The sequence below is a fragment of the Pedobacter sp. MC2016-14 genome (assembly GCF_020991475.1).
Lineage (GTDB): Bacteria > Bacteroidota > Bacteroidia > Sphingobacteriales > Sphingobacteriaceae > Pedobacter.
Map to the genome: position 1 here is coordinate 789,806 of NZ_JAJMPA010000001.1, position 23,824 is coordinate 813,629.

At 42.5% G+C, this 23,824-nt stretch carries 13 protein-coding genes; 1 reads left to right on the plus strand and 12 read right to left on the minus strand.

The features are described 5' to 3' along the window. Position 1: 1 nt before the first annotated feature. From LPB86_RS03310 to LPB86_RS03360, 11 genes are all read right to left on the minus strand, one after another. Positions 2–2,341, minus strand: a complete 2,340-nt coding sequence (locus LPB86_RS03310) for a glycoside hydrolase N-terminal domain-containing protein (RefSeq protein WP_230641119.1) — start codon at positions 2,339–2,341, stop codon at positions 2–4. Between the two features lie 21 nt (positions 2,342–2,362). Beyond that, positions 2,363–3,133: an SDR family NAD(P)-dependent oxidoreductase gene (locus LPB86_RS03315; protein WP_230641120.1), complete on the minus strand. Its 771-nt coding sequence runs from the start codon at positions 3,131–3,133 to the stop codon at positions 2,363–2,365. Between the two features lie 36 nt (positions 3,134–3,169). Beyond that, on the minus strand, positions 3,170–5,158 hold the full coding sequence (locus LPB86_RS03320) for a sialate O-acetylesterase (protein ID WP_230641121.1): 1,989 nt from the start codon (positions 5,156–5,158) through the stop codon (positions 3,170–3,172). A gap of 10 nt (positions 5,159–5,168) precedes the next feature. Further along, positions 5,169–7,436: a GH92 family glycosyl hydrolase gene (locus tag LPB86_RS03325; protein ID WP_230641122.1), complete on the minus strand. Its 2,268-nt coding sequence runs from the start codon at positions 7,434–7,436 to the stop codon at positions 5,169–5,171. 2 nt (positions 7,437–7,438) lie between these two features. Continuing rightward, positions 7,439–9,700 carry a glycoside hydrolase N-terminal domain-containing protein gene (locus LPB86_RS03330; protein ID WP_230641123.1) on the minus strand — a complete coding sequence of 754 codons (2,262 nt, stop codon included), beginning with the start codon at positions 9,698–9,700 and terminating at the stop codon, positions 7,439–7,441. 12 nt (positions 9,701–9,712) lie between these two features. Beyond that, complete coding sequence (locus LPB86_RS03335) at positions 9,713–11,365, minus strand: sodium:solute symporter (protein WP_230641124.1); 1,653 nt, start codon at positions 11,363–11,365, stop codon at positions 9,713–9,715. 19 nt (positions 11,366–11,384) lie between these two features. Beyond that, positions 11,385–12,608: an enolase C-terminal domain-like protein gene (locus tag LPB86_RS03340; protein ID WP_230641125.1), complete on the minus strand. Its 1,224-nt coding sequence runs from the start codon at positions 12,606–12,608 to the stop codon at positions 11,385–11,387. Positions 12,609–12,622: 14 nt separating this feature from the next. Continuing rightward, positions 12,623–13,804 carry a DUF4998 domain-containing protein gene (locus tag LPB86_RS03345; RefSeq protein WP_230641126.1) on the minus strand — a complete coding sequence of 394 codons (1,182 nt, stop codon included), beginning with the start codon at positions 13,802–13,804 and terminating at the stop codon, positions 12,623–12,625. Positions 13,805–13,931: 127 nt separating this feature from the next. Then, entirely contained in the window at positions 13,932–15,155 is a 1,224-nt protein-coding gene (locus LPB86_RS03350; protein WP_230641127.1) for a DUF4959 domain-containing protein, read from the minus strand. A 15-nt stretch (positions 15,156–15,170) separates the two neighbouring features. After that, the gene (locus LPB86_RS03355) at positions 15,171–17,108 is read right to left on the minus strand and encodes a RagB/SusD family nutrient uptake outer membrane protein (RefSeq protein WP_230641128.1); all 1,938 of its coding nucleotides are present in this window, start codon (positions 17,106–17,108) and stop codon (positions 15,171–15,173) included. A 20-nt stretch (positions 17,109–17,128) separates the two neighbouring features. Further along, the gene (locus LPB86_RS03360) at positions 17,129–20,365 is read right to left on the minus strand and encodes a TonB-dependent receptor (protein WP_230641129.1); all 3,237 of its coding nucleotides are present in this window, start codon (positions 20,363–20,365) and stop codon (positions 17,129–17,131) included. 247 nt (positions 20,366–20,612) lie between these two features. Here LPB86_RS03360 and LPB86_RS03365 point away from each other — a divergent pair, with 247 nt between their 5' ends. Beyond that, entirely contained in the window at positions 20,613–21,521 is a 909-nt protein-coding gene (locus LPB86_RS03365) for an AraC family transcriptional regulator (RefSeq protein WP_230641130.1), read from the plus strand. A 7-nt stretch (positions 21,522–21,528) separates the two neighbouring features. On the opposite strand, the gene LPB86_RS03370 is transcribed toward LPB86_RS03365, so the two are convergent. Beyond that, positions 21,529–23,763, minus strand: coding sequence for an alpha-galactosidase (locus LPB86_RS03370; RefSeq protein ID WP_230641131.1), 2,235 nt, complete (start codon positions 23,761–23,763; stop codon positions 21,529–21,531). Positions 23,764–23,824 lie beyond the last annotated feature (61 nt).

The following is a 23,824-nucleotide window of genomic DNA, read 5'->3' on the forward strand; positions in this document are numbered from 1 at the left end:
GTTATATGACTGTTGATGTAACTTTTTTTATAGATCCATTGATCTTAACTTTCAATTGGGTTGGTTTTGGGGAAGTAATTTTATAACTCGTGACTTTACCGTCTTTCCAGGCAAAATCTACCGTATAATTTCCACGGGCACGCATCCCTTTTACCGCTCCGGAAGCTTTCCATAAATCAGGAACGGAAGGCAAAAACTCCACATAATCCTCATGGCTTTGGATCAGCATTTCAGCAATACCTGCGGTACCGCCAAAGTTACCATCAATTTGAAAAGGAGGGCCCGCAGCAAGTAAGTTTGGATAAATACCGCCACCGGCACCATAATTAATATCGGTTCTGGTTGTTGGTTTAAGCAACTCAGTTAGTAATTTATAGGAGCGTGCACCATCGTGCAGCCTTGCCCAAAACAACAACTTATAAGCAATAGACCAGCCTGGCCCATCGTCACCTCTCACATCCAGCGATTTTTTTGCAGCTGCTGCAAGTTCCGGGGTTTTAGCTGTGGTAATTAAAGAAGCGGGATAAAGGCCATACAAATGAGAAATGTGGCGATGCTGCGGATCTGTTTCCTTATAATCTTTTAACCATTCCATGATTCGTCCGTCTTTGCTGATGTTTCCTGCCGGAGGTACAGATTTTAACTTTTCCTGCAATGATTTCCTGAATTCCGGATCAATGCCCAAAGTTTTGGCAGCAAGGATTACATTACCGAACAACTCCCTTACAATCTGATTGTCAATGGTGGGGCCCATAGAAATGCTTGCCGTTTTACCATTAGGCAGGTAGAAGCTGTTTTCTGGCGATACCGAAGGTGCCGTAACCAACCATCCTGTTTCCGGATCCTTGATTAAAGCGCTGCTGTAAAACTGAGCTGATCCTTTGAGTATCGGGTAAATACTTTTTAAGTAATTTTTGTCCAGGCTAAACGCATAATGGTCCCAAAGGTTGTTACACAACCAACCCGATCCGGCATTGGAAGCTCCCCAGGAAGCGCTTTCTCCTGGCTCTGTAAAACCCCACACGTTGGTGATGACATGTGCAATCCAACCCTCTGCATTATAATAAGCCTTTGCAGTCCGCTCTCCTGGTTTAACCATACCACGCACCAACTCAGCAAGCGGGAGGTTCAATTCTGACAGGTTACTGACCTCCACAGGCCATTGGTTCATTTGGATATTCACATCCAGGTGATAGTCTCCGTTCCATGGCGTGTGGACCTGGTTTGCCCATAAGCCCTGCAAGTTTGGCGGCAATAGGCCTACCCGGGTACTGCAAATGCTTAAATAGCGTCCAAACTGGTAAAACAAAACCGGAAATCCACTATCTGCTTTCGGATCTTTATGAAAGCTTTCCAGGCGCTGATCTGTAGGTACCTCATCTGGCTTCTCAGTGCCAATATTGAGGCTTAAACGGTTAAACAGTTTTTGATAATTCCTGATGTGGTTTTGTTTTTCAACCGCATAACTCTTCTTTAGTGCGGTACTAAGGTCCCTGCTCATTTTTGTTTTAAAAGCAGGGTTTTTAAAGTCGGTACCCGCCGCAATATAGATCAGCACACTTGTTGCATTTTTAATAACCAGGTTGTTATTTTCCGTTGTTAAGGTGCCACCCTCCAGAATTGTCTTTACCCTGGTTAAATAGCGCATGCCTTTTCCATCTATGCCATTATCCAGCTGTCCAGACATGTGCAGCTCCTGGTCTACAACTGTAGTTGCTGATCTTTCAGGGCGGGAGATGGAAATTTTGCAATTCAATTGCCCCTTTTGATCTGCGGTTAGGCGGATGATGCTGACATCATCATCAAAACTGGTGAGGTACTCCCTTTTGTAAGTGACATCTTTCAGTTTGTAACTCGTGCTGGCAAGGGCATTGTTAAGACTCAATTCGCGATGGTAGTTGCCAAAAAAAGGCCTCACATTGTCGGCAAGTTTATAGTCAAAATCGATCAGGAGCTCTCCAAGAACCTGGAAACAGCCATAATTGGTACCACCAGAACCTTGTCCTTTGCAGATAAAATCACGGTTTACCAGTTCCTGCGCTTCCTCATTTTTCCCCTCCAGGATTAGCTTTCTAATTTGGGGCAAACTTTTATTTGCCTCATAATTGTTGGCATCCTGTGGTGCCCCGGACCATAGGGTGATGTCGTTCAAAACTATTTTTTCCTGATGTACTCCGCCATCGGGCATCATGCCCAAACGTCCGTTACCTAAAGCTAGGGTCTCTTCCCATTTCTGGGCAGGCTGATTATACCAGAGACGTAATTTATTTTGAGCAAAAGCGCTGTTAACGAGAAGAAAAATGGCGAGGACCAAGCCACATATCGTTTTATTTTGAAACATAATCATGATGTATATATTGTCTTAATTGCTACGTCTGTACCCAAGTTCTGCACCACCGCTTACCGGCATGATAACCCCGGTCATAAACCTGGCCTTATCTGAAAGCAGGAATACGCAGGCATCTGCAATGACGTCTCCCGCCGGGCAATAATTTAGCGCATGGATTTTATCCAAATATTCTTTAATCTCTGCCGCATTCTCCTGGGCAGTTGCCCATTCTTCCAGCATTGGCGTCCATACGCCAGCGGGTGCTACTGCATTTACCCTTATTTTATATTTTGCGTAGTCTAAAGCCATAGACTTGGTAAGGGCATTGATGGCGCCTTTTGTGGCCGTGTATGCCGCATGATTCTCCTGTCCAATTTCAGCTACTAAACTGCTGGTGGTTAAGATACAACCCTCGGAAGCGATAAGGTCTTTTAAGCCGAATTTGGTGGTATAAAACATACTTTTAAGGTTTACATTAAATAAAGCTTCCCATTCTTCTGCGGTTGTATCATGCAAGGGTTTTGATGGGTTTGCAATGCCTGCATTGTTATGAATTGCATCGATCCGGCCAAATTTTTTAACCGTATAATTTATTGCTTTCTCCACATCGGCAGCATTTGATACATCGCATGATATAGTAGTGTGCCGGCTGCCAAACAATTCCTGACAATGTACCAAGGAAGCATCATCGTTAGAAACGATAGCTAGTGTTGCTCCCGCCTCAACATATTTTTTTGCACATTCAAAGCCGATGCCTTTGGAGCCTCCGGTAAGAAATATGATTTTATCTTTTAATAATTGCATGATATAGGGCTGATAGATAATTGTGGGATTTCGGGTTTATTTCTTATCAAAAGTTAGGTCTTTCCAGGTATCTGTTTTAAAAGGCGAGGCTGGAAGACCAGCGCCATTGTATAAATTACTTTCCGGATTATTTCCCCAGCCATAGCGTACAGCTACAGGGTTTGGAACGGCGGCATTACTTACCAGGATTTGATTGCCTTTTATCACCGCTTTTGCCCAATAAAACTTTTGATCTGCACCTGCTATAGCAAAGCCCTTCAATTCTCCTCCTTTGGCGCTTAAACCACCTTCGCTGAATTTAAATGTAAGGCGGATGGCATTTCCTTCCAGCTGATGGGCCTCCAATACAGGGCCTGAAAAGAGAATATTTTTTTTATACGTTTTTGCCAGGGCAATCAAAGCCAGACGACGGCCAACCTCTTGTTTATTTTTTGGGTGTATATCATCTGGATTACCAACATCAATGGTTACAGCCATTCCTGTATTCGGCAGGGAAAGGGTTTGCAGTTGCGCATCCCTCAATTCTGCCCATGCTGAGGCTACGGGTTCAGCATCGGCCTTCATATAGTTGGCGAGCTGAACATAATAGAAAGGAAAATCTCCCTGGTTCCAATGGCTTCTCCAGTCTTTGATCATTGCGGGGAAAAGTGTTCGATATTGATGTGCACGGTCGGCATTACTTTCTCCCTGGTACCAGATTGCCCCACGGATGGCGTATGGTATAAAAGGATTGATCATCGCATTGTACAACACCGTTGCCCGATTTGCCGATTGCATAAAGGGTGGCGGCGGGCCTACCTCTTTTAAATTCAGGCCAACACGATACAGCCAGTTTCCATCCAGTGAAATTTGCTCGCCATTGTCGCAAATTAAGGCCAGCGCCTTTTTTTCGCCGTAAATGCCACCACCGTTACCACCATCAAAAACCCTGATGGCAATTGTGTGCGCGCCTGCTGTAACCTTATCTGCGGAGAGGATATAATTACGCGGGACATTATAACCTTCGGTTTCACCAATTTTCTCCCCATCAAAGTAAGTAATGTCATTGTCGTCAATTGTGCCAAGGCTCAGCTTGACTTGTTTGCCTGCCCATGATGGAGGAAAGGTTATTTTTTTACGCAGGTAAACCACGCCATCGAAATCGGGCAGGACGGTATCTTCCCAATAACCGGGCTGAGCCAGCTGCATCCAGGAGGATTCATCAACGGATTTAGACAACCAAATTGGTTCCCCATTCCTGTAACCGGCATCCTTTTGCATCAATTTTTCTTTCCAGTCTATATACTGCTGGGCCTCTGACTTCTTTGCGATGGAAGTTGCTTCAGCCTCAATTTTAGCGGCAGCTTCTGCAAAATCTGGAATGTTTTTAAGTGTATTTTTACTCGTCCAGGCTTCTGCTATAGTGCCGCCCCATGAGGTATGAATAAGGCCTATTGGAACACCTGTTTTTTGATACACTTCTCTTGCGAAAAAATACGCAACAGCAGAAAACTCTCCTACAAAATCAGGAATGCATGGTCGCCATCCAACCGTTGTTAATTTAGCATCTTCCAGCGGTAAATTACTTGCTACATGTACCGCCTGGAGCAACCTGATTTTTGGATACTTTGCATCCTTAATTTCCTGTTGGTAATTTTTTATTTTACCCCATCCGGCCAAAGGCATTTCCATATTTGACTGCCCTGAACATACCCAAACTTCTCCGATTAAGATGTTCATGATGATCACAGGCTCCCCATCAGAAATGGTCATGGCATAAGGTCCCCCGTAAGAAGGTGTGGCCATCAGGATTTTCCAGTTTCCCTGCGCATCCGCTTCTGTTCGATAGGTTTTATGGTTCCAGGTATTGGTAATTGTGATCTTCTTGCCAGCAGCTGCTTTTCCCCAAACCGCAGCATCTGTTTTTTGCTGAAGCACCATGTAATCACTGATCACAGCGGGTAGTTTTACTTTGGCCTGCGCTTGTAAAAAAACTAGAAGCAAAGCGGGTATGAACAGGTATTTATATTGATTTAGGTTTGACATAGGATTTTATTTAATTTTTTTGAACTATAATTTTATTGGGCTTTGGCCCCATCACAAATTCCAACTCGCCTCCATTTACAATATCTGCCTGAGTAATAAATGAAGAGGAATAAGGCTTGCCATTGAGCTTAGCGGACTGAATGTAAATATTTCGCGCAGAGGCGCGTTCTGCGATTATGGTGAATACTTTTTTCCCGGGTAGCTGCAACTGTATCTGCTTAAAAGAGGGCGAGCCGATGGCATAAACTCCCATAACGGGATTAACCGGATAAAAGCCCATGGCGCTAAATACATACCAAGCAGACATTTGGCCGCAATCGTCATTGCCGGCATATCCTGAGGAAGAATTGTTATACAATTCATTCACAATTTTAGAGACATAGTACTGCGTTTTCCAGGGTTGTCCCGCGTAATTGTACAGGTAAGCCACATGGTGACTTGGCTCATTACCGTGGGCATATTGTCCGATAAATCCAGAGGCATTTCCGTTGACTTCATCCGGCTTTGCTTCCAAGCTAAAAAAGACATCCAGCTTATCTGTAAAAGCCTGCTGTCCCCCGGTTAACTGAATTAAGTTATTGATGTCCTGAGGCACATACCAGTAATATTGCCAGGCATTTCCTTCGGTAAATGGATGGCCTCCATTGGAACCATATTTAAGTGGGCTAAAGGGTTCTATCCATTTTCCTTCACTGTCTTTTGCCCTGAAAAATCCAGTTTGTTTGTCGTGCAGATTTTTATAATATCCCGAGCGTTCCATAAAATGGTGGTAATCTTCCATCTTGCCGAGCTTTTTTGCAAACTGTGCAACACACCAATCGTCATAGGCCATTTCCAGCGTAATGGATACCGACTGACTTTGGATATTTTCTGGCATATACTGGTATTTTTCCCACACCTTAAACGGCGATCCGGGATGATCGATGGTGGAAGAATTTTTAACTGCTTCGTAAGCTTTCTCCAAATCAAATCCTTTAAGGTCTTTTAAAGCAGCATCCACAATTACAGGGATGGCATGGTTGCCAATCATACAGTAATTCTCTTGCCCCCAGAGCTGCCATATGGGTAAATAACCATAGGCATCATATTGCCTGAGCATACTGTTTACGAATGCGGCACTCCGCTCTGGCTGGGTTAGGGTATATAGCGGATGAGATGCCCTATAGCTGTCCCACAGCGAAAACGTGGAATATTGAACGCCATCTTTTGCCTGACCGGTGTTATAGTTTATCCCTGGATATTCTCCATTTACATCTGCTATATTATTGGGCTGTAAAAAGGCATGATACAGCCCTGTGTAAAACAATTCCTTCTTCACCTCATTGCCTGTAACTTTTATTTTTTGCAGTTCCTGTTCCCACTTTTCATCTGCTTCGGCTACGGTTTTACCAAAATCCCAGGCTGGTATTTCTTTAGCTAAATTGAGCTTTGCATTTTCGATGCTGACAGCTGAAATGCCTATTTTGGCCAGTAATGGAAGGCCATCAGCAAGCTCAAAATCAAGAATAGCCCTTAAATCTGATCCGTTGATTAACTTCTGATCAAAATACTGTGTACCGCCCTCTACCAGAATATGGTGAGCAATTGGCCTGGAGAATTCAACATGGAAAAATACTTTTCTTAGTTTGGCCCAGCCAGTAATGACCCGGTAGCCTTCAACCGTATGGTCATCGACCACTTGAAACTGCGCATTTATAATCCTGCTGTTCCAATCGCCTTTTTTCATGGAATGATCTAAATCGATTACCACATGGGCTTTACTATTTTTTGGAAAAGTATATTTATGGAAGCCGGCATGTGCTGTTGCGGTTAGCTCTACCTCTACATCATAGTCCTTAAGTTTTACACTGTAATATCCTGGTTTTGCTTTTTCCTGATCGTGGGCAAAGCTGGAACTGTAACCGCTGCCTGGCTTCCCTGGAATTCCCGCCCTGGTTTTTACCGCTCCGGTGGTCGGCATAAACAAAATGTCGAAGAAATCGGCTGCGCCGGTACCACTTAAATGGGTGTGACTGAACCCTACAATGCTGCGGTCGTTATAGTCATAACCCGAAGCTGCAGACCAGTCCGGTGACTCCCGGGTATCTGGACTCAGTTGCACCATTCCAAAGGGAACGGTTGCGCCGGGATAGTTATTTCCGGACAGGCTGTTGGCTACTGCTCCGGTACCAATGAAGGGATTTACGTAAGCAGTTAACTTTTTAGTGGTTTGCGCATACAGCACACTTCCTGTTAGCTGGGCAAATACAGCAAGGGCAAGGGTCTTGGATCTGATCATAATTAAAGGGCGCTCGTGAATTCGTAAGTTTTACCTGCTGTAGTATTAAAATGATAAACATAATCCTGCCCGTCTTTTCCGGTTTTCAGCGCTTGAAAGTCACCGCTCAACTTTTGTGAAGACCTGAGCTTACAAAGGCCGCCAGAAAGAGATTTCAGGCTCAGTTTAACCAGCTTGCCTGCCCGCCATTCGAGATGGCTGAGTTCAAAATTTCCTCTCGCCTTTAATCCCTTGGCAGAACCATTTGCCCATGCTTTGGGAAGCGCAGGAAGTAATTCTATCTCTTCTGTTTGGCTTTGAACAAGCATTTCTGCAATTCCTGCGGTATAGCCCAGGTTTCCGTCAATCTGAAACGGGGGATGTGCGCAAAACAAGTTTGCATATACACCACCGCCATTATCGTAGTTGACCCCAGATCCGCCTACAAGGGTGATAAAGTTTTTAAGAATGGTGTAGGCATGGTCACCATCATGCAGTCTTGCCCAGAAATTCATTTTCCAGGCCATGGACCATCCTGTAGATTCGTCGCCACGGGCTGTTAAGCTTACTTTTGCTGCTTTTGCCAATTCGGGTGTTTTTGATACGCTAAATTGTTTACCGGGGTGCAGTCCAAAAAGGTGCGAAGCATGGCGGTGGGTATCTTTGGGATCGTCCCGATCTGTTTCCCACTCTTGCAATTGCCCCCATTTGCCAATTTTGGGTTGTAGCAAATTGGCCCTTAAAGTGGTAATCCGGTCTTTATAAGTTTTATCTATCCCCAAAATGTCTGCCGAAGCAATGTAATTGGTAAAAAGGTCATATACAATTTGCTGATCATAACTCACACCATCTTCAGTTGGCCCATGCTCTGGCGACCAGCCCATAGGGGAAACTAAAGTACCATCAGGCCTGCGTTTGAGGTGGTCATCCCAAAACATAGTCACTTCTTTTAATATGGGATAAGCAAAGTTTTTCAGGTACGCTTTGTCTTTGGTAAAGGCATAGTGTTCCCAAAGATCCTGCACATACCAGGCGCTTCCTGGCGTATTCCATGTAAAGCTTTCACCGCCGAAGATATTGTTCTCTGTTTTTACCGTCCAGCCCCTCACGCCTGGATATTCCTTTTGTGTATTTTCTTTTTTAACCTCCCTCATACTATTGATATAGTCTAGATAAGGGAAATGACATTCTGAAAGATTAGCAGGCTCGGCAAGCCAATAATTCATTTGGATATTGATGTTAGAGTGGTAGTCTGAGCGCCATGGCGGGTTATTGCTTTCATTCCATAAGCCTTGCAGGTTTGCAGGTAGTCCCCCTTTTCTGGAAGAACTGATTAATAAATACCGTCCATATTGAAAAAGTAAAGCTTCTAACTCCGGATCTTGTTTCTTCTTGTAGTTTATAAGTCTTTCATGAGTAGCTGAAGCAGCTATTTCAGGAGCAGTAGTGCCTAAACTTAAAGCAACTCTTCCAAACAGAGATTGATAATCCTGAAGGTGCCTGGTCATCAACTGCTGAAAAGTTTTTCTGGCTGCAATGTCAATGGCTTGATTAACTTTTATTGCCGGGTCTTCTGCCCGCCATTTCTTTGCCCTCTGGTTGCTATAGTCTGTTGCTGCAGAAAGGATAATTGTTAGTCCATCGGCTCCTTTTAAATTTAATTGAGAACCGCCTTTACCATCTGGTTCTGCAATGCATGTTCCCCCAACATTTTTAAGCAATGCTGTAGCCTGGTATTTTAATCCATTGGGTAATTTTCCGGAGATTTTAATGCGGGTACCCTCTGCCGATGTAGTGGATTGATGTGCATCACTAAGCTGTATAACCGCTGAATAGGCTGCTTTTTTATTCGCAGTAAAATGCATTACCATCACCTGATCTGGATAACTGCAGAAATACTGTCGTTTGTAGGCTACATTGTTGCTGCTGTAGGTGATTTCCTGAACCGCGCGGCTAATGTCTAACTGCCTTTTATATGCTACAGGATTACTTTCTGAAGCTTGAAAGTTGATGTACAAATCGCCAAATGCCTGGTAAGCACCTGTTTCTTGTTCATCACCTGTCCAGAGGCTGATTTCATTAAATTGTATACGTTCCCGGGCAATTCCTCCAAAGACCATTCCGCCCATTCGTCCGTTACCCAAAGGGTAGGCTTCTGTCATCCAGGTCTGAGCGGGCCTGTTGTCCCACAAGGTCATGCTTTTATTTTGCGCCAGCAGCTGTTTAAGAGGGAGGAGCAAAATAATAAGCAGTATCATTTTAGCATTTAAGGATTTCTTGAGCATAATTTTAAGGATCTATCTAAATAAGTAAAACAGTACGGACATGATGATAAAAAGTAGCGCTGATAAGATTTTGTAATTACCCAATCCCTGCCATCCTTTAGACTGCAGGGGTTCGGAAAAAGATTTCCAGTATAAAACCCTGCTGTCTTTTGTATGCTGAACGGGGTAAAGGAAAGAGAACACAACCTGCATCAACACACAAATACAGAAGAGATAAAAGGCAACCATCATAAATGGGATGTGGGCAATTGCCGTTTCAGTAAATGTTTTATTGACTATAAATACGGCCGCACCTAATGCAGAGCCAAGCCATAGGGTAAGTTTTGCGGATTTGGCAGATGCTTTTTCCCAGAATACGCCTAATAAAAACACACAGGTAATTGGTGGGGCCACATGCGCAATAATATCATTGAGGCCATTAAAAATACTCTCGTATTTATTGAGTAGCGGCAACAAAAATAAGGAAAACACGAGTGCAATGCCCGCAGCAATTTTACCTGTTTTTACCAATTGCTGATCGCTTAATCCTGGCTTATACCGGGCATAAATGTCATAACTTACCATGGTTGAAATGGAATTTAATGCGCCTGATACCTGGCTCATTAAGCCCGATAATAAAGCGGCGATAAGTACACCAACTAATCCGGTAGGCAGAAGCTGGGTAATCATTAGGGTATAAATTCCTTTGCTATCTACCGTTTTTACGCCTGCCGCATCAACAGCGGTAATGGCAGAGAGGTCCAGTTTTCCGGATTGTGCCAAGGTATAAGCAAACAGGCCCGGAAGTATGAAAATAAATACGGGAAGTATTTTAATAAAGCCGCAAAATATAGGGCCTATACGGGCATGATTTTCATCTTTTGCCCCCAATACGCGCTGTACTATGGTTTGATCTGCGCACCAGTACCAAATGCCCAATACAGGGTAACCTAAAAACACCGCATACCAGGGCATGCCCCCGGCGTCGCCATGCGGCCGCAACATAGAAAGTTTTTCCATGCTGTTGGTTCTTTTCAGCACATCTACCATAGGTTGCCAACCATCCATTTGGTAATATGCCGCTACACAAATTACAAATGCGCCCGTTAGTAAGACCACCGTTTGAATGGATTCTGTAACCACAACTGCTTTTAAGCCGCCAATAATGGTGTAAACGGCCGTGATGATAGAAATGACAATGACACTAACATAAATATTTACCCCAAAAAGTGTTTTAAGTACAATTCCTCCGGCAAGCATGGAAAATGCGATATGGATAATAATTGCAGAGAATATGGAAATGAAAGTAAGCCAATCGCGGCTGGACCTGTCGTACCGTTTCTCTAAAAAATCTGGTAAGGTAGACACCCCGGATTTGATGTAGAACGGGGCAAAAAACAAGGCAAGCAAGATCAGGGTAAAAGCGGCCATCCATTCAAAATTGCCATTGAGCAGTCCGGTATCAAAACCACTTTGTGCCAGACTCACTAAATGAACGGTAGAAATGTTGGTGGCAAATAAGGCAAGTCCTATGGCAGGCCAGCGCAGGGATTTTCCTGCCAGAAAGTATTGACTGGCGGCATCGGCTTTACTTTTATTGCGGTGCCTGATGCCAACCCAAAGGCCGATTACCAGAATGGCAGCAATATAAAAGATGCTGATAAGAAGATCTGTGAGGTGTATCATACTCTTGCTTTGCTTTAAATTAATCCTTCAAATCGCAGCTACTTCCTGGTTCTTGTGGCGTGATATAAACACCCCCTTTAATTTGTACAGGATGCACAAAATGTTGCTGCAGGTGAGGAATTTGTTCCAGGAACAAAGCCTCATGGCCCATGCTAATATGATTAAATAAAACGAGATGTTGATGTAACTGGCCCATATCACCCACATGCGGAACTACGGGGATGCCGTATTTGCGACAAAGCAAGCTCACTGTAATAAACTCACTCACGCCTCCTACGCGAACGGCATCTACCTGAATGAAGCCGGCACATTTGCTTTGAAGGTAGTTTTTAAAGATGATCCGGTTGGGCACATGTTCTCCAAGGGCTAATTTAGTAGGCGCAATGGCATCGGCCAGTGTTTTATGTGCTAATATGTCGTCGGGATGTGTAGGCTCTTCAATCCAATATGGATTCATTGACTGCAACTGTTTGCATATTTTTAAAGCCTGGGGCAGGTTCCATTGCTGGTTTGCATCAAGCATGATCTTAACGGCATCTCCGGTAGTTTCTCTAACCAGGTGTGCGCGGCGAATGTCTCTTTCTGCTTCTGCTGAGCCCACCTTTAATTTCATTGCTATATAGCCCTGATCTACAGCCCGGAGGGTATTCTCCCGTACTTGTTCATCGCTGTAGTTAAACCAGCCAATGGAGGTATCGTATCCTGGATAGCCCTTTAAAAGGATGTCTTTTCGCTGTTCTTTGCCTACGGTATTCTGAATGAGCAGTGATAGTGCTTGCTGTTCTGTTAATTCATCTTCCAGATAAGACAAGTCTAATGTTTTTACGATTTGCTCTGGTGAAAGATCGGTAAGTAGTTTCCAAAGCGGAACCCCTCTTTTTTTTGCCCAGAGGTCGTAACAGGCATTGGTAACAGCGGCAAGGCCCAGGTGCACCACCCCCTTATGCGGACCCAGCCATCTGAATTGCTGCTCATTGGAAAACTGTTTAAAGGTCTCTCCAAAGTTTGCCATGAGCTCTTCAATGTCTTTTCCTTTTAATTGTTCTGCATAGAACTGAGCTGCCTTGCAAACCAGGTCATTGCCCTCACCAAGGGTGAAGGCAAAACCAGTTCCGGTATGACCACTATCGTCATGTAAATAGGTTACGGCATAAGAATAGATTGGATCTCGGTGAATGGCATCGCTACCAGCACCTTTTCCAAGGGGAAATCGGACGTCTTTTGTTGTGGTCTTTAGTATCATGAGAAGAGTATATTTTATTGATAATTCCAGAAAGTAAGCTCACTGATATTACTTGCTGTATTCCCGGTTGCAGTAGTTAGCACCCTAATCCTGATGTAGCGTACTGCTGGTGGATTTGGCATTAAGCTTATTTTTAAGGCACTACTTCCATCATCATTTCTTGTGACTTCTTTTAACAAGGTCCATCCTTTGGCTACAGATTCTGCCGCCCAGCCGTTTTCATCTGCTCTCAGATTCGTTGCGGTTAAGGTATTGGAGCCCCAAATCTCAAACTTGATTGGATTGTGACAGCAATCCCTTCCGGTTTCTTCCATGTAAGTAAGCTGCTTATAAGTCCTGCCCATATCAATTGTAAACACGTGCGGATAAGATCCGTTATTGGTATGAAAAATATTAGGGTAGCCTTGCGGACTAACAGTACCGTCCCATAATTTCTCAATACTGGTACCATAATCAGCATAGGCATCGTTAGGGAGTGGTGCCGCGCTAAACAATGATTTCTTGCACATCACATCTTTATAAACATAAGGAGGATACGCACTAAATTCCTGAACGGTAAACACATCTAAAGAGCCCTGACCGGGAATGTAAGAAGACCTGTAAAAGATCTCCGTACCTTCTTTAAGGTCTGCAAGCGTTAAAGAAGAGGCGGTAGGCAAAAGGATTTTCTCTACAGTTGCTCCCGATGTATTGGTATACCTTACTACGGTATTGACATTAATGGTATCAGGTGCATTAAAATTTAATGTAAATACACCATTGTCGTCCCTGGTATAGGGCTCTTCTGCATCATATGCGCGGTTTAACAAGCCAGCCCTATAAGTGGGGCCATAGATCTTAACATTATTTACAATTGTGGGTATGGACTTATTGCCCTTTGCATCGTAAGAATATATTGTAAAAGCATAAACGAATTCCTGAAGGTTCTCTATTAATGCAGAAACACTATCTGTCTTGGCCGTTATATTGACAACCTGGGAATCGGTTTTGTTATAGAAAACGACGTATTTAACAATACTTGGATCTGTACTGGATTTCCATTTTAATAAGGTCCTTAAATTACCCGGCTTGCTGACAACTTTTCCAACGCTGCCGGTGTATACAATTTCTTTCCCATCAAAAAAGTTCCTGAAGTCGGTCTGTTCCTTTTCACAGCTTAGCATAAGTGCGAACAGAAAACATCCGATTATGAACATAAAATTTTTCATCTGTTTAAATTTGTTTTTTAGCTGTTATGAAGCTATCATGATCTTAATCTTTCTACTTTGTGATTTTGAAAGATCATGATGGTTTCATCTGATTATATTTTTTTAAATGCCTTTGTTATAGAGGTGTACCAAAAGGTGTAATTTCCATGATGTATGCTGTACCACTGGTTCCCCAGGTTGATGCGATTGCAACTCTCAAATACCTAACCGCAGGCGCTTGAAGCGGCACCCTAAATTCGACACCTTTTTTAACAAAATCTTCATCTGCGGAGGTAGTTGAACCAGGGCTACTGCCTGATGGAGGATTAGGAAACTTGAAATTTCCAAGATTGATCCAATCTCCTAATACCGTACCTTCGGCAGCTACCAGTGGTAGTCTCCGGTCTGTAGGACTAGCTACATTTGAGCCCCATAAAGAAAATTCTTTAGGGTTACCGTTATTGTAAGTGAACTGTCCCGTTCTTTCATATAATACAAAGCGGCTTAGTTTGTAAGATCGTCCAACGCCAAAGGTTACTGTAAATGGTAGTTGTCCTCCATCCGCAGAATGCCATCCATTTCCATCTGTTCTGCCATCCCACATGCTGGTGGTAGGCCAGTCGGAATACGCCAGCTGTGCATCCGAAGCGAGTGTTAACGTGCTGAATTTGCTTTTATCTAGTGCTTCTTCAAAAATAGGCGTTAGTGTCTTTTTCAACGTGTCAGATACATTGCCCCATTTATCAGTAACATATATGGCGAAATCTTGTGATTCCGCTTTGAATCCCCGAACAGCGTAGTCGATAGTTTCGAGCTTGGAAAAGAACTGATCCTGTATCTCCATAGCCCTTGTATTGGCATTGTAGGCCAGGAAAACCAGCCCAACCTCCTTTTTCGTAGGATTACTGGCCGTAATACTCACACCTCCAAAATCAGGAACCATATTTAGGCTTGGTCTTACCAATTTATATACTGGTATTGTGGGGTTAACTGTAACCGTAACCGGGTCTGACATAACATTTGCTCTTGATACGGTATATAATGTTACTTCGTAAGATTTGGCTTCGGCAAATCCATTTACCACAATGGTATCCTGGTAATACGATGACTTGGCTTCTCTCGAAGTACTTCCATTGATCTTGTACTTTGCCTGTACGTACAAAATATTAGGCGAATTTGGCAGATCGTAGGTGATATTTGCACCGCCATTAAAATTATCGACTTTAATATTGCTAACCACATCAGGTTTAGTTAGATCACCTGATATGACTTCATTAAAACCTTTATTGTTCTTTTTACAGCCCATTGCGACAGCAATCAGCAAGATAAAAAGTATAGTGAGTTTATTTTTAGGTATCATAATTTCTTTATTTATTTACCACAATGGATTCTGAACCAAATTGTTATTTACCGTAATGCTTTGATCTTTGATAGGCCACAAGTAGTCTTTAGAATTAAATACTGGGACATATATATTACGCGCCCTGTAGTAATTGACAGGTTGCTCTTCAGTAATACTCCATCCTTGCATCGGTCTGCTCATGACAACCTGTAGTTCCTTCCAACGACGTAAGTCCCAACCTGCAATAGATTCGAATGCCAGTTCAATCCTTCTTTCCTGATGTATGATTTCGCGTAACCCAGCTTGTCCGGTATATTTCATCGGCGTGTTTGATAGTGTAGCAGTCCAGGAATCAGCAACTTTAGGTATGCCGGCCCTGGTGCGTACCTCGTCTATATAAGGGAGAATTTCAGTATAGGATTTCCCTTGTTCATTTAGCGCTTCTGCATACATCAAATATAGATCTGACAATCTAATTAGCGGATATCGAAAATCTACCCAAGTCATTTGATTGGTGTAAGTAGTTAAATAATTAACCAATTTTTTAGGCCAGCAGCCTGATATATTGGTGTATTGCGGGCTTTTAGGTCCGGCAAAGCTGGCCAAACCTCTTCCTTGCACATATTGTGCATTTGCCGGGTCTAATAACGATCCGTTTCCATACCAGACACCACCATCAAAAGCAAGAGAAGAATAGAATCGAGGTTCGCGATTAAAATGAGCAAGCACAGTCTCATATCCATTGTGAACATAAAACCTATCTCCAAATCCTGCAGTTTTTAAATTATACCTGTTCCTGTAATCGAATGTTTTATCCTGATCTATGGGCAATCCTTTATCTGTATAAAACAACTCCTGCTCTGCCAGGGGCACGGCAAAGGTACCTTGTGCAATAAGATTACTTGCTGCCTGGGCATTCAACCTGGGCATTGCTTTTTCTTGTTTCCCAAATCCATAAGTTGGATTGATTGCCCAAATTAATTCGGTATTTAATTCCCACCTTTCAGTAATTGCGGTTTGCAAGCCAAGAACCCTTTTTAATGAATCTGGCAAATTTGCAGGTAAGTTCCCTGCAGGAACGAATGTGTGCAGGCGGGAACCATTTTGTAAACTGGCATCAAGGGCCGCACGACAGGCAATGGCAGCACGGTCCCATTTTTTGGGATCAATCTCCTGACTAAAGAGCAACTGTCCGTCTTTATCCTGGAAACCTGCATAGTCTCTATTTCCATTAAATAACGGGCTTGCGGCAGTCATTAGCACCTGAGCCTTTACGGACAAGGCAATGATGGAGGTAATTCTTCCCAGTTCTTGCGCCTGGTTGGTAATCCTGACAGGAAGATCAGGTGTGGCTTCATCCAATAAGCGAACGATATAGTTTACAACTGAATCTGCCGGATTTCTTTTTACCCTAACTTCCTCTGGCGTACTGTTTACAGGCAGGTTTTTGTCTGTAACTGGTATGGGGCCATACATCCGGAATAGATAGAAATGATAGTATGCTTTCAAAAATTTGGTTTCTGCAATCCAGCGCTTTTTTTCAGAATCTCCCAAATCAATAGGTTTGTCGATATTTTCCAACATTGTATTACAGCGCCTTATGGCTTGAAACATCGCTTGTCCACCCTCCTGGCCATCCCAGTAATTTAACCCGGGATTGTTGGTTGTCTGCGTACCCCTTACGATATTAAATCCAACCGGATTAACACCGCCGCGTTCATCTCCTTCTCTTAACGTATTTGGAAAAATAACTTCGCCGGAGGTCGTAAAAGCGGGATCCTGCCAGGGATACTGCAGTTGTTGCAGCGTGGAATAACAGCCGAACAAATAATTTTCTGCTTCATTCCTATTTCGGAAAGCATAATCTATGGTACCAACATTATCAGGTGTAACGTTAAGATACTTTTTACACGATGTTAAGGACAAAGCAATAACAACGGTATATAAAATTTTTAAGTATGACGATTTCATGTCTTGTTCTCTACAGGTTATTACAAATTAACAGTTACACCCAGGTTATATACTGTTTGCAGGGGATAGGCAAAGCCATTTCCACCTAATTCAGGATCCCACATGGTAAAAGGACTCCAGGTCACCAGGTTGAGTCCGCTGAAATAGATTCTCAGATTCCTTAATTTCATTCTGTTAACCAGGTTGCGTGGAAGCGTATAGCCGAATTCCAAAGATTTTAATCTTAAAAAACTACCATCACGCAACCACCATGAACTGTTTTGACGGGTGTTTTCGATGATGGCACCATTTGTTCCTAAACGTGGGTACATTGCATACAAATTCTGATTTTCTTCAGACCAATGGTCATCAGCGTATTGCTGAAGAACCTGAGTATCTCCAGGAAGCCAGGAATCCGGGCTTTTAATGAAAGGGCTTGTTCGCGAAGGATCTATCAGAAAGGAAACCCTGGCCTGTCCCTGAAAAAACGCATTGAGATCAAAGTTTTTGAAGGCGGTGGTCAGTCCAAACCCATACACAATTTCTGGTATTGTTGGGTTGCCCAGCCAGGTCTGGTCATTAGCGTCTATTACGCCGTCAAGATTTAGGTCACGATATTTGATGTCGCCGCCCATAGGAGCGATGCCATTATTACTAAATATCTGCCTTGGAGAATTTCTAGCCTCATTATCATCTACAAATAGACGCTCGGCGATATAGCCATAATTTCTATTCAACGTTACACCTTGGTGAGAACGATATTGCTCTGCATATGCAGGCTCTTCAAACTGGGTATATTTACTTCTGGTAAAGGTAAAATTGGCAAGGGATGATATACTAAAATCTCGGCTCAGCTGTTTTTTACCATCTAATGAGAACTCGATACCTTTTGATTCTACCTTACCTACGTTTGCGGAAATACCCGATTCCAATCCCATTGTTGTGGGGATAAACTCTCTGTTTTGTAAGATGTCTGATTTAAAGTTTTTATAGACTTCTGCTATAAATCGAAAATCTTTAAGGAATGTTAATTCCATGCCCAGGTTAATTTGCCTCGAAATCTCCCAGGTAACATCTGTATTTTCGTAATTATTGATCGTAACACCATTATGAGAATAGCTGTTATTGGTACCAAATGTGGCAGGCTTACCGCCATTGAGGTTAACATCGGACAGGTAGAAAAATCTTCTGTCACTGATGGCATCATTTCCTACCAGACCATAACTTCCCCTCAACTTCATCCTGTCAATTACGTTAGCCACATTGCCATAGAATTTCTCGCCAGATACAATCCAGGAGGCACCGATGGTTGGAAAGAAGCCATAACGGTGATTTTCTGAAAACCGTTCAGACCCATTGTATCCAAAGTTAAATTCCAGGAAATACCGGCTTTTGTAAGCGTAGGTAGCCCGACCTGATAAGCCCAGATTTCGATAAGGCAAGGAGGTAAACAAGGTCTCGGCATTGGCATTTACCAATTGTTGTTGGGTTCCAATTAAAGCTGCACTGACGTTGTGGTTCTCGTTTAGATCAGCCGAATAGTCTAAGACGCCCTGCAGATAAAGGAAGGTATTTAGCTGACTTTTTCCGGCATAGTAATTCAGGTATTCCCGCGCCTGGTCTACATCTCTGTTGATCCAATTTAGCTGGTATTGATTTGTGCCTTTGTCGTAAGCGGAAACATTGTAAAAATATGGTGCGTAAGCAAGTTGTGACTCGAATCTAGCATATCTGTTTGTGCTGAAGATTCCCTTGAAATTTAATCCTTTGGTCAAAAAGTTCAGCTTCTGGTTTACCTCGAGCTGCGCCAGCATCCGGGACTCAGAATATCTTCTGTTTCCCCTTAAAAGTGCTGCATAGGGATTGATGTTCTTTACTGATGTAGAGCTTCCCGTTGATGTACCATCAGGTAAAATGGTGCCATCAATATTGTTTCCAAAAAGAATATGCTGTACCCCTGCATTTGCAGCATCTGGCTCATAATAGGCTGGAAAATCTACGGGGCTGGTATGTAAGGCTATATTATAAAGATCTGTGGCAAATGATGGGTCATTGGTCATAGGACCTGTATATTCATTGAAGTTACCGGACAAGCGTACAATAAGTTCAGTGCTGCTTGTTAGGTCTATATTTACATTTGACCTTAATTGGTAGTTTTTAAAACTAACATTGTTGTTGTTATTGTTCCTGATATCTGTTCTTAAAATCCCCTTATCGTCAGAGTAAGACCCGGCAATATAGTAGCGTGCCACACCACCGCCACCAGAAATATTTAAATTGGCCCGCTGTGTATTGGTCCTCTTTTTAAAGAGCATGTCCATCCAGTTAACTGCCGGATAGACAAAAGCGTTGCTACCCGGCGTACCGTTTAGCGTTGCCTGGGTATTCATAATTTTGTTTGGGGTGTATGGTGCAATTGATGAAGTACCTCTGGTTAAAGTAGCTTCATTGAACAACCGCATGTAGGTAATTGGATCAGCAATTTCAAGAGACCTTACGGCTTCGGATGCGGAGCGCTCTAATCTAACATTGATCTGGGCCTTTCCGTTCTTTCCCTCTTTAGTTTTAACAAGGATTACTCCATTTCCTCCACGGGCGCCATAAAGTGCAGTAGCACTGGCATCTTTCAAGATGGAAAAGCTCTCTAAATCATCAACCTGCAAACGTGCCAGGTCTGAACTGGTCATCTCTACGTTATCAATTAATATTAATGGCTCTTTCCTGTAGCCGAAAGTAGTTACACCCCTGATAAAGAAGTTTGAATTGTCCTGCCCGGGCTGACCACTTGGTTGAAAAGCAATTACTCCTGCGACTTTTCCCGCCAATGCACCGGTTAAGTTACTGGATGGGGTTTTTAAATCGCCAGGTCTAACCGTGGTTACCGAGCCAACGATGGCTTCTTTCCGTTGTTTTTGTCCCATTGCGGTAATTACAACGTCATTCAGCAGGTTGTCTTCCTTTAAAACAATTGAATAACTTTGTTTTTGTGCGGTGACATTAACTAGTTGAGTTTTGAAACCGATAAAGGAAACCCTTAATATGGTACCGGGCTCCACGTCCAATACGAACTTTCCATTTCGGTCTGTTGAGGTACCAGCTTTAGCCTTATTCTCAACTACAACACTCACGCCCTGGATACCTATCCCAGAGGTATCGGCAACAGATCCGGTAATTGTTTTTTTAGGCTGTGCCTGGGAGAAGGCGCTACTGCCAAAAAAAAGCAATAGAACGGCCAGACAACTAAAATTCTTACAATGTTTTTGTAGCATTTTGTTCATACTGAATTCGATTTTATTTGGTTAACCAGCTCTTGTGGATTAAGATAATGTAAAGTACAGTATTCATCATCCCGATAAAACTGCTGGCATGATTCAAAACTACTACATCATTTAGCTGATAAAAATAGTGCATCCCTTTATTAACATGAATTATTCGCTTATCAATATTTTTACAATCCATCAAAAATTAGCTTTACATTTATAATGAATTAGCACGAACTACAACTACATGGATTAAATTGAGATTATGGGCGATATTAAAAGACAAGATGGATTTGAAGGTGAAAAGTACATTTGCATTCCGGATGCAGCATGGAAACGTGCGGCAAAGGAGAACCCTATAATGAGCCAGTTATATATTACCTATATTGGCTATTTCCCGAAAGCAACTTACCATTATCGCGAACGATTGAAAGGATGTGAAGACAACATCCTTATTTACTGCACACGTGGCCGGGGCTGGTTTATTTTGAACAACAGGCGCTTTGAGGTGGGGCCTAATGAATTTATTATTGTTCCAAGTACCAAAGAGTTTATGTGTTACGGTGCTGATGAAAAGGATCCATGGAGTATTTATTGGGTACATTTTACCGGCCATGATATGGATGCTTTTAACCGCGGCTTTAACATTGGCTTATACGATGGGGCAAGGGAAATTTTATACAACCAAAAAGGCCTTGATTTGTGGGAATCTATGTACAAAAACCTCGAATTAGGCTACAGTAGCGAGAACCTGATCAACACGAATCTTTGCTTATATCACTTTCTGGCAACATTTCTTTTCCCGGACAAACATACCAACGAGAAGGTTCAGGACGAAAAAGACATGATTAAAGAAACCATTGTTTACATGCAAAACAACTTAAATGAAAAGTTATCTGTAGAGGAAATGGCCACAAAAAACAATTTATCTTCCTCGCACTTTTCCAGTTTGTTTAAAAAATCTACAGGGATGTCTCCTCTTGATTACTTCATCCACCTTAAACTACAGAAGGCCTGCGTAATGTTGTACACCACAGAAACCAAGGTAAAGGAAATATCGCTTAACCTTGGCTATGATGACCCCTTTCATTTTTCGAGATTGTTTAAGAAAAATATGAATGTTTCGCCCAATCAATACCGCAACCAAAGGAGAAAAAAAGAAGAAGTTGCTTAGTGGCTTGCTATAGTGCCTCGAGCTTCAAAACAACACTCGCCCTTGAGGCATTTACCACAGGGTTAAACCCAATTTTCATGAGGTAATCTCCGCTATAGGTCTTACCTTCATCAATACCTGGGTTTGTACCTGGATAAAGATTAATTTCCTTTAACCTGTACTTTTTAGCGGCGTCTAATCCTTTTAACCGAATGGGCAGTTTACTACCCTCATCGTACCGGTTATTTACAAGGTAATTGAAAATGATGCCCGCAGACTGTTCTGGATTGATGTAAAACATTGACGCAACACTGTTTTCGCGGGGGTCGGAAAGCCGGTATTGTGAACCTTGCCAAATAATAGGTTTAACTTCATTATACGTTTTAATGGCTTGCTGACAAAATTCAAGATCGGTAGCGCTTAGTTTACTCACCACGATGTCAAATCCAAGTTTCCCCATCATGGCTACATCTGTACGGAATTTTATGGGCTGCTTACCCCAGTCGGTAACGTGGTTAGCACTGCTAATTGCGGGATAGAAATAAGAATACTCCCATTGCATAAAAATACGTTCTATTGGGTCTGTATTATCACTTGGCCAAAATTCAGTAAAGTATTTTAAGGCTGCGTAGTCTACACGCCCACCACCACCAGAACACAGCATCATTGGCACCAGCGGATACTTAGCACGTATTTTTTCGAGCACTTTATAAAGCCCTCTTACATATTCAATATAGCTATGATTTTGATTTTTTAAATGCGCACTATATATATTATAGACCACAGCATTACAATCCCATTTGATATATGCCAAATCTGGATTTTTGGTAAAAAGACCATCAACAATTTGATAGACAAAATCCTGCACTTTTGGATTACTAAGATCCAGCACCAATTGATTCCTGAAATAATGCTCTGCCCGTTGGGGTTGCTTTAAAATCCAATCTGGATGCTTTTCGTACAATTCACTTTTTGGATTTACCATTTCGGGCTCTAACCAAATGCCGAATTTTACGCGGTTACCTTGTGCTTCTTTTACCAATGAGGAGATGCCATTGGGCAGCTTCTGCTTATTCTCTTGCCAATCTCCTAAACCTGCATGATCATCATTTCGCGGATACTTGTTGGCAAACCATCCATCATCAAGAAGGAACAGGTCAACGCCTAGTTTCCTGGTGTCTTTTAGCAATCCTGCCAGTTTATCCTCGTTAAAATCAAAATAAGTGGCTTCCCAGTTATTTAAAAGGGTTAGTCTGGTTCCTTTTCCGTCCAGCAATTTGTAATTACGTGCCCACTGCTGCAGATTACGACTGGCCAGACCTTTGCCTTGACTGGATAACGTATATAAAAATGCCGGGGTTACGAAATCCTGATTTGCTTTTAAAGTATAGGCTGAAGCATAATTGTTCATTCCTGCAAGAATCCTCAGGTTATCTTGCTGATCTACCTCAAGGTCTACCCTGAAATTACCACTCCATTCTACCGCTCCATAGAGTATTGTGCCTTCATCTTCAGTTGCTGGTTTGTCTAATGAAACCATAAAAACTGAAGGCTGGAATAGGTTAGCCCGGGTTCCTAATTTAGAGTCTAATGTTTTTATGCCGTGTGTAATCTTTGTCTCTTCTGGCTGCATTTCCTTCGCCCAATCTCCATGGTACTGTTTTAACCAATAGCTACCTGCTTTTAAATGCAGATTTGCGGAAGCATATTTTTGAAGAACTACATCCCCTTTTTCCTGATGACGGATTACCGCCCATTGTTCCATAACATCTTCTTTAAAGTAAGATTTGTAAAACAGCGTTACTTCAAAATTGTAAACCGGATCTTTAAGCAAAATGGTAAGTAAGGAAACACCATCACTTATTGATTGGAAATCATGTTTTACATAACGAAGATCAAGAGAATTGTTACCATCTGCATGAGTAACAGAAATTGCTGGTTCAAAAAGATTTCTTGAGCCTGCCGGCGTATAAGCAGAGTTGAGCAATTCAGTACCGTCTTCTATTTGTTTGCTGCCGGAAGGGATCAATTCATACTCTTTTTGATTGGCCAGTTTTTTACCGAAATAGATAATTTTAAGATCCTTCTTTGCACCTGCCTGTAAAATAAGTGCATTATGCTGGGTTTCGACAGGTATAGTAACCAGTTGTGCGGATGCTTCATGAGCAACTGCATTTTGTAAGAGAACGGCTGCAAAAAACCAAAATCTAACAGATTTTAAATTACACGCAGAAAAGAATGGTAAATGAATTTGAACTTTCATATTGGAATACACTTGGCAGGGTAAAAGTAGCATATACGCTAAGTCTTTTAAATAGACAATC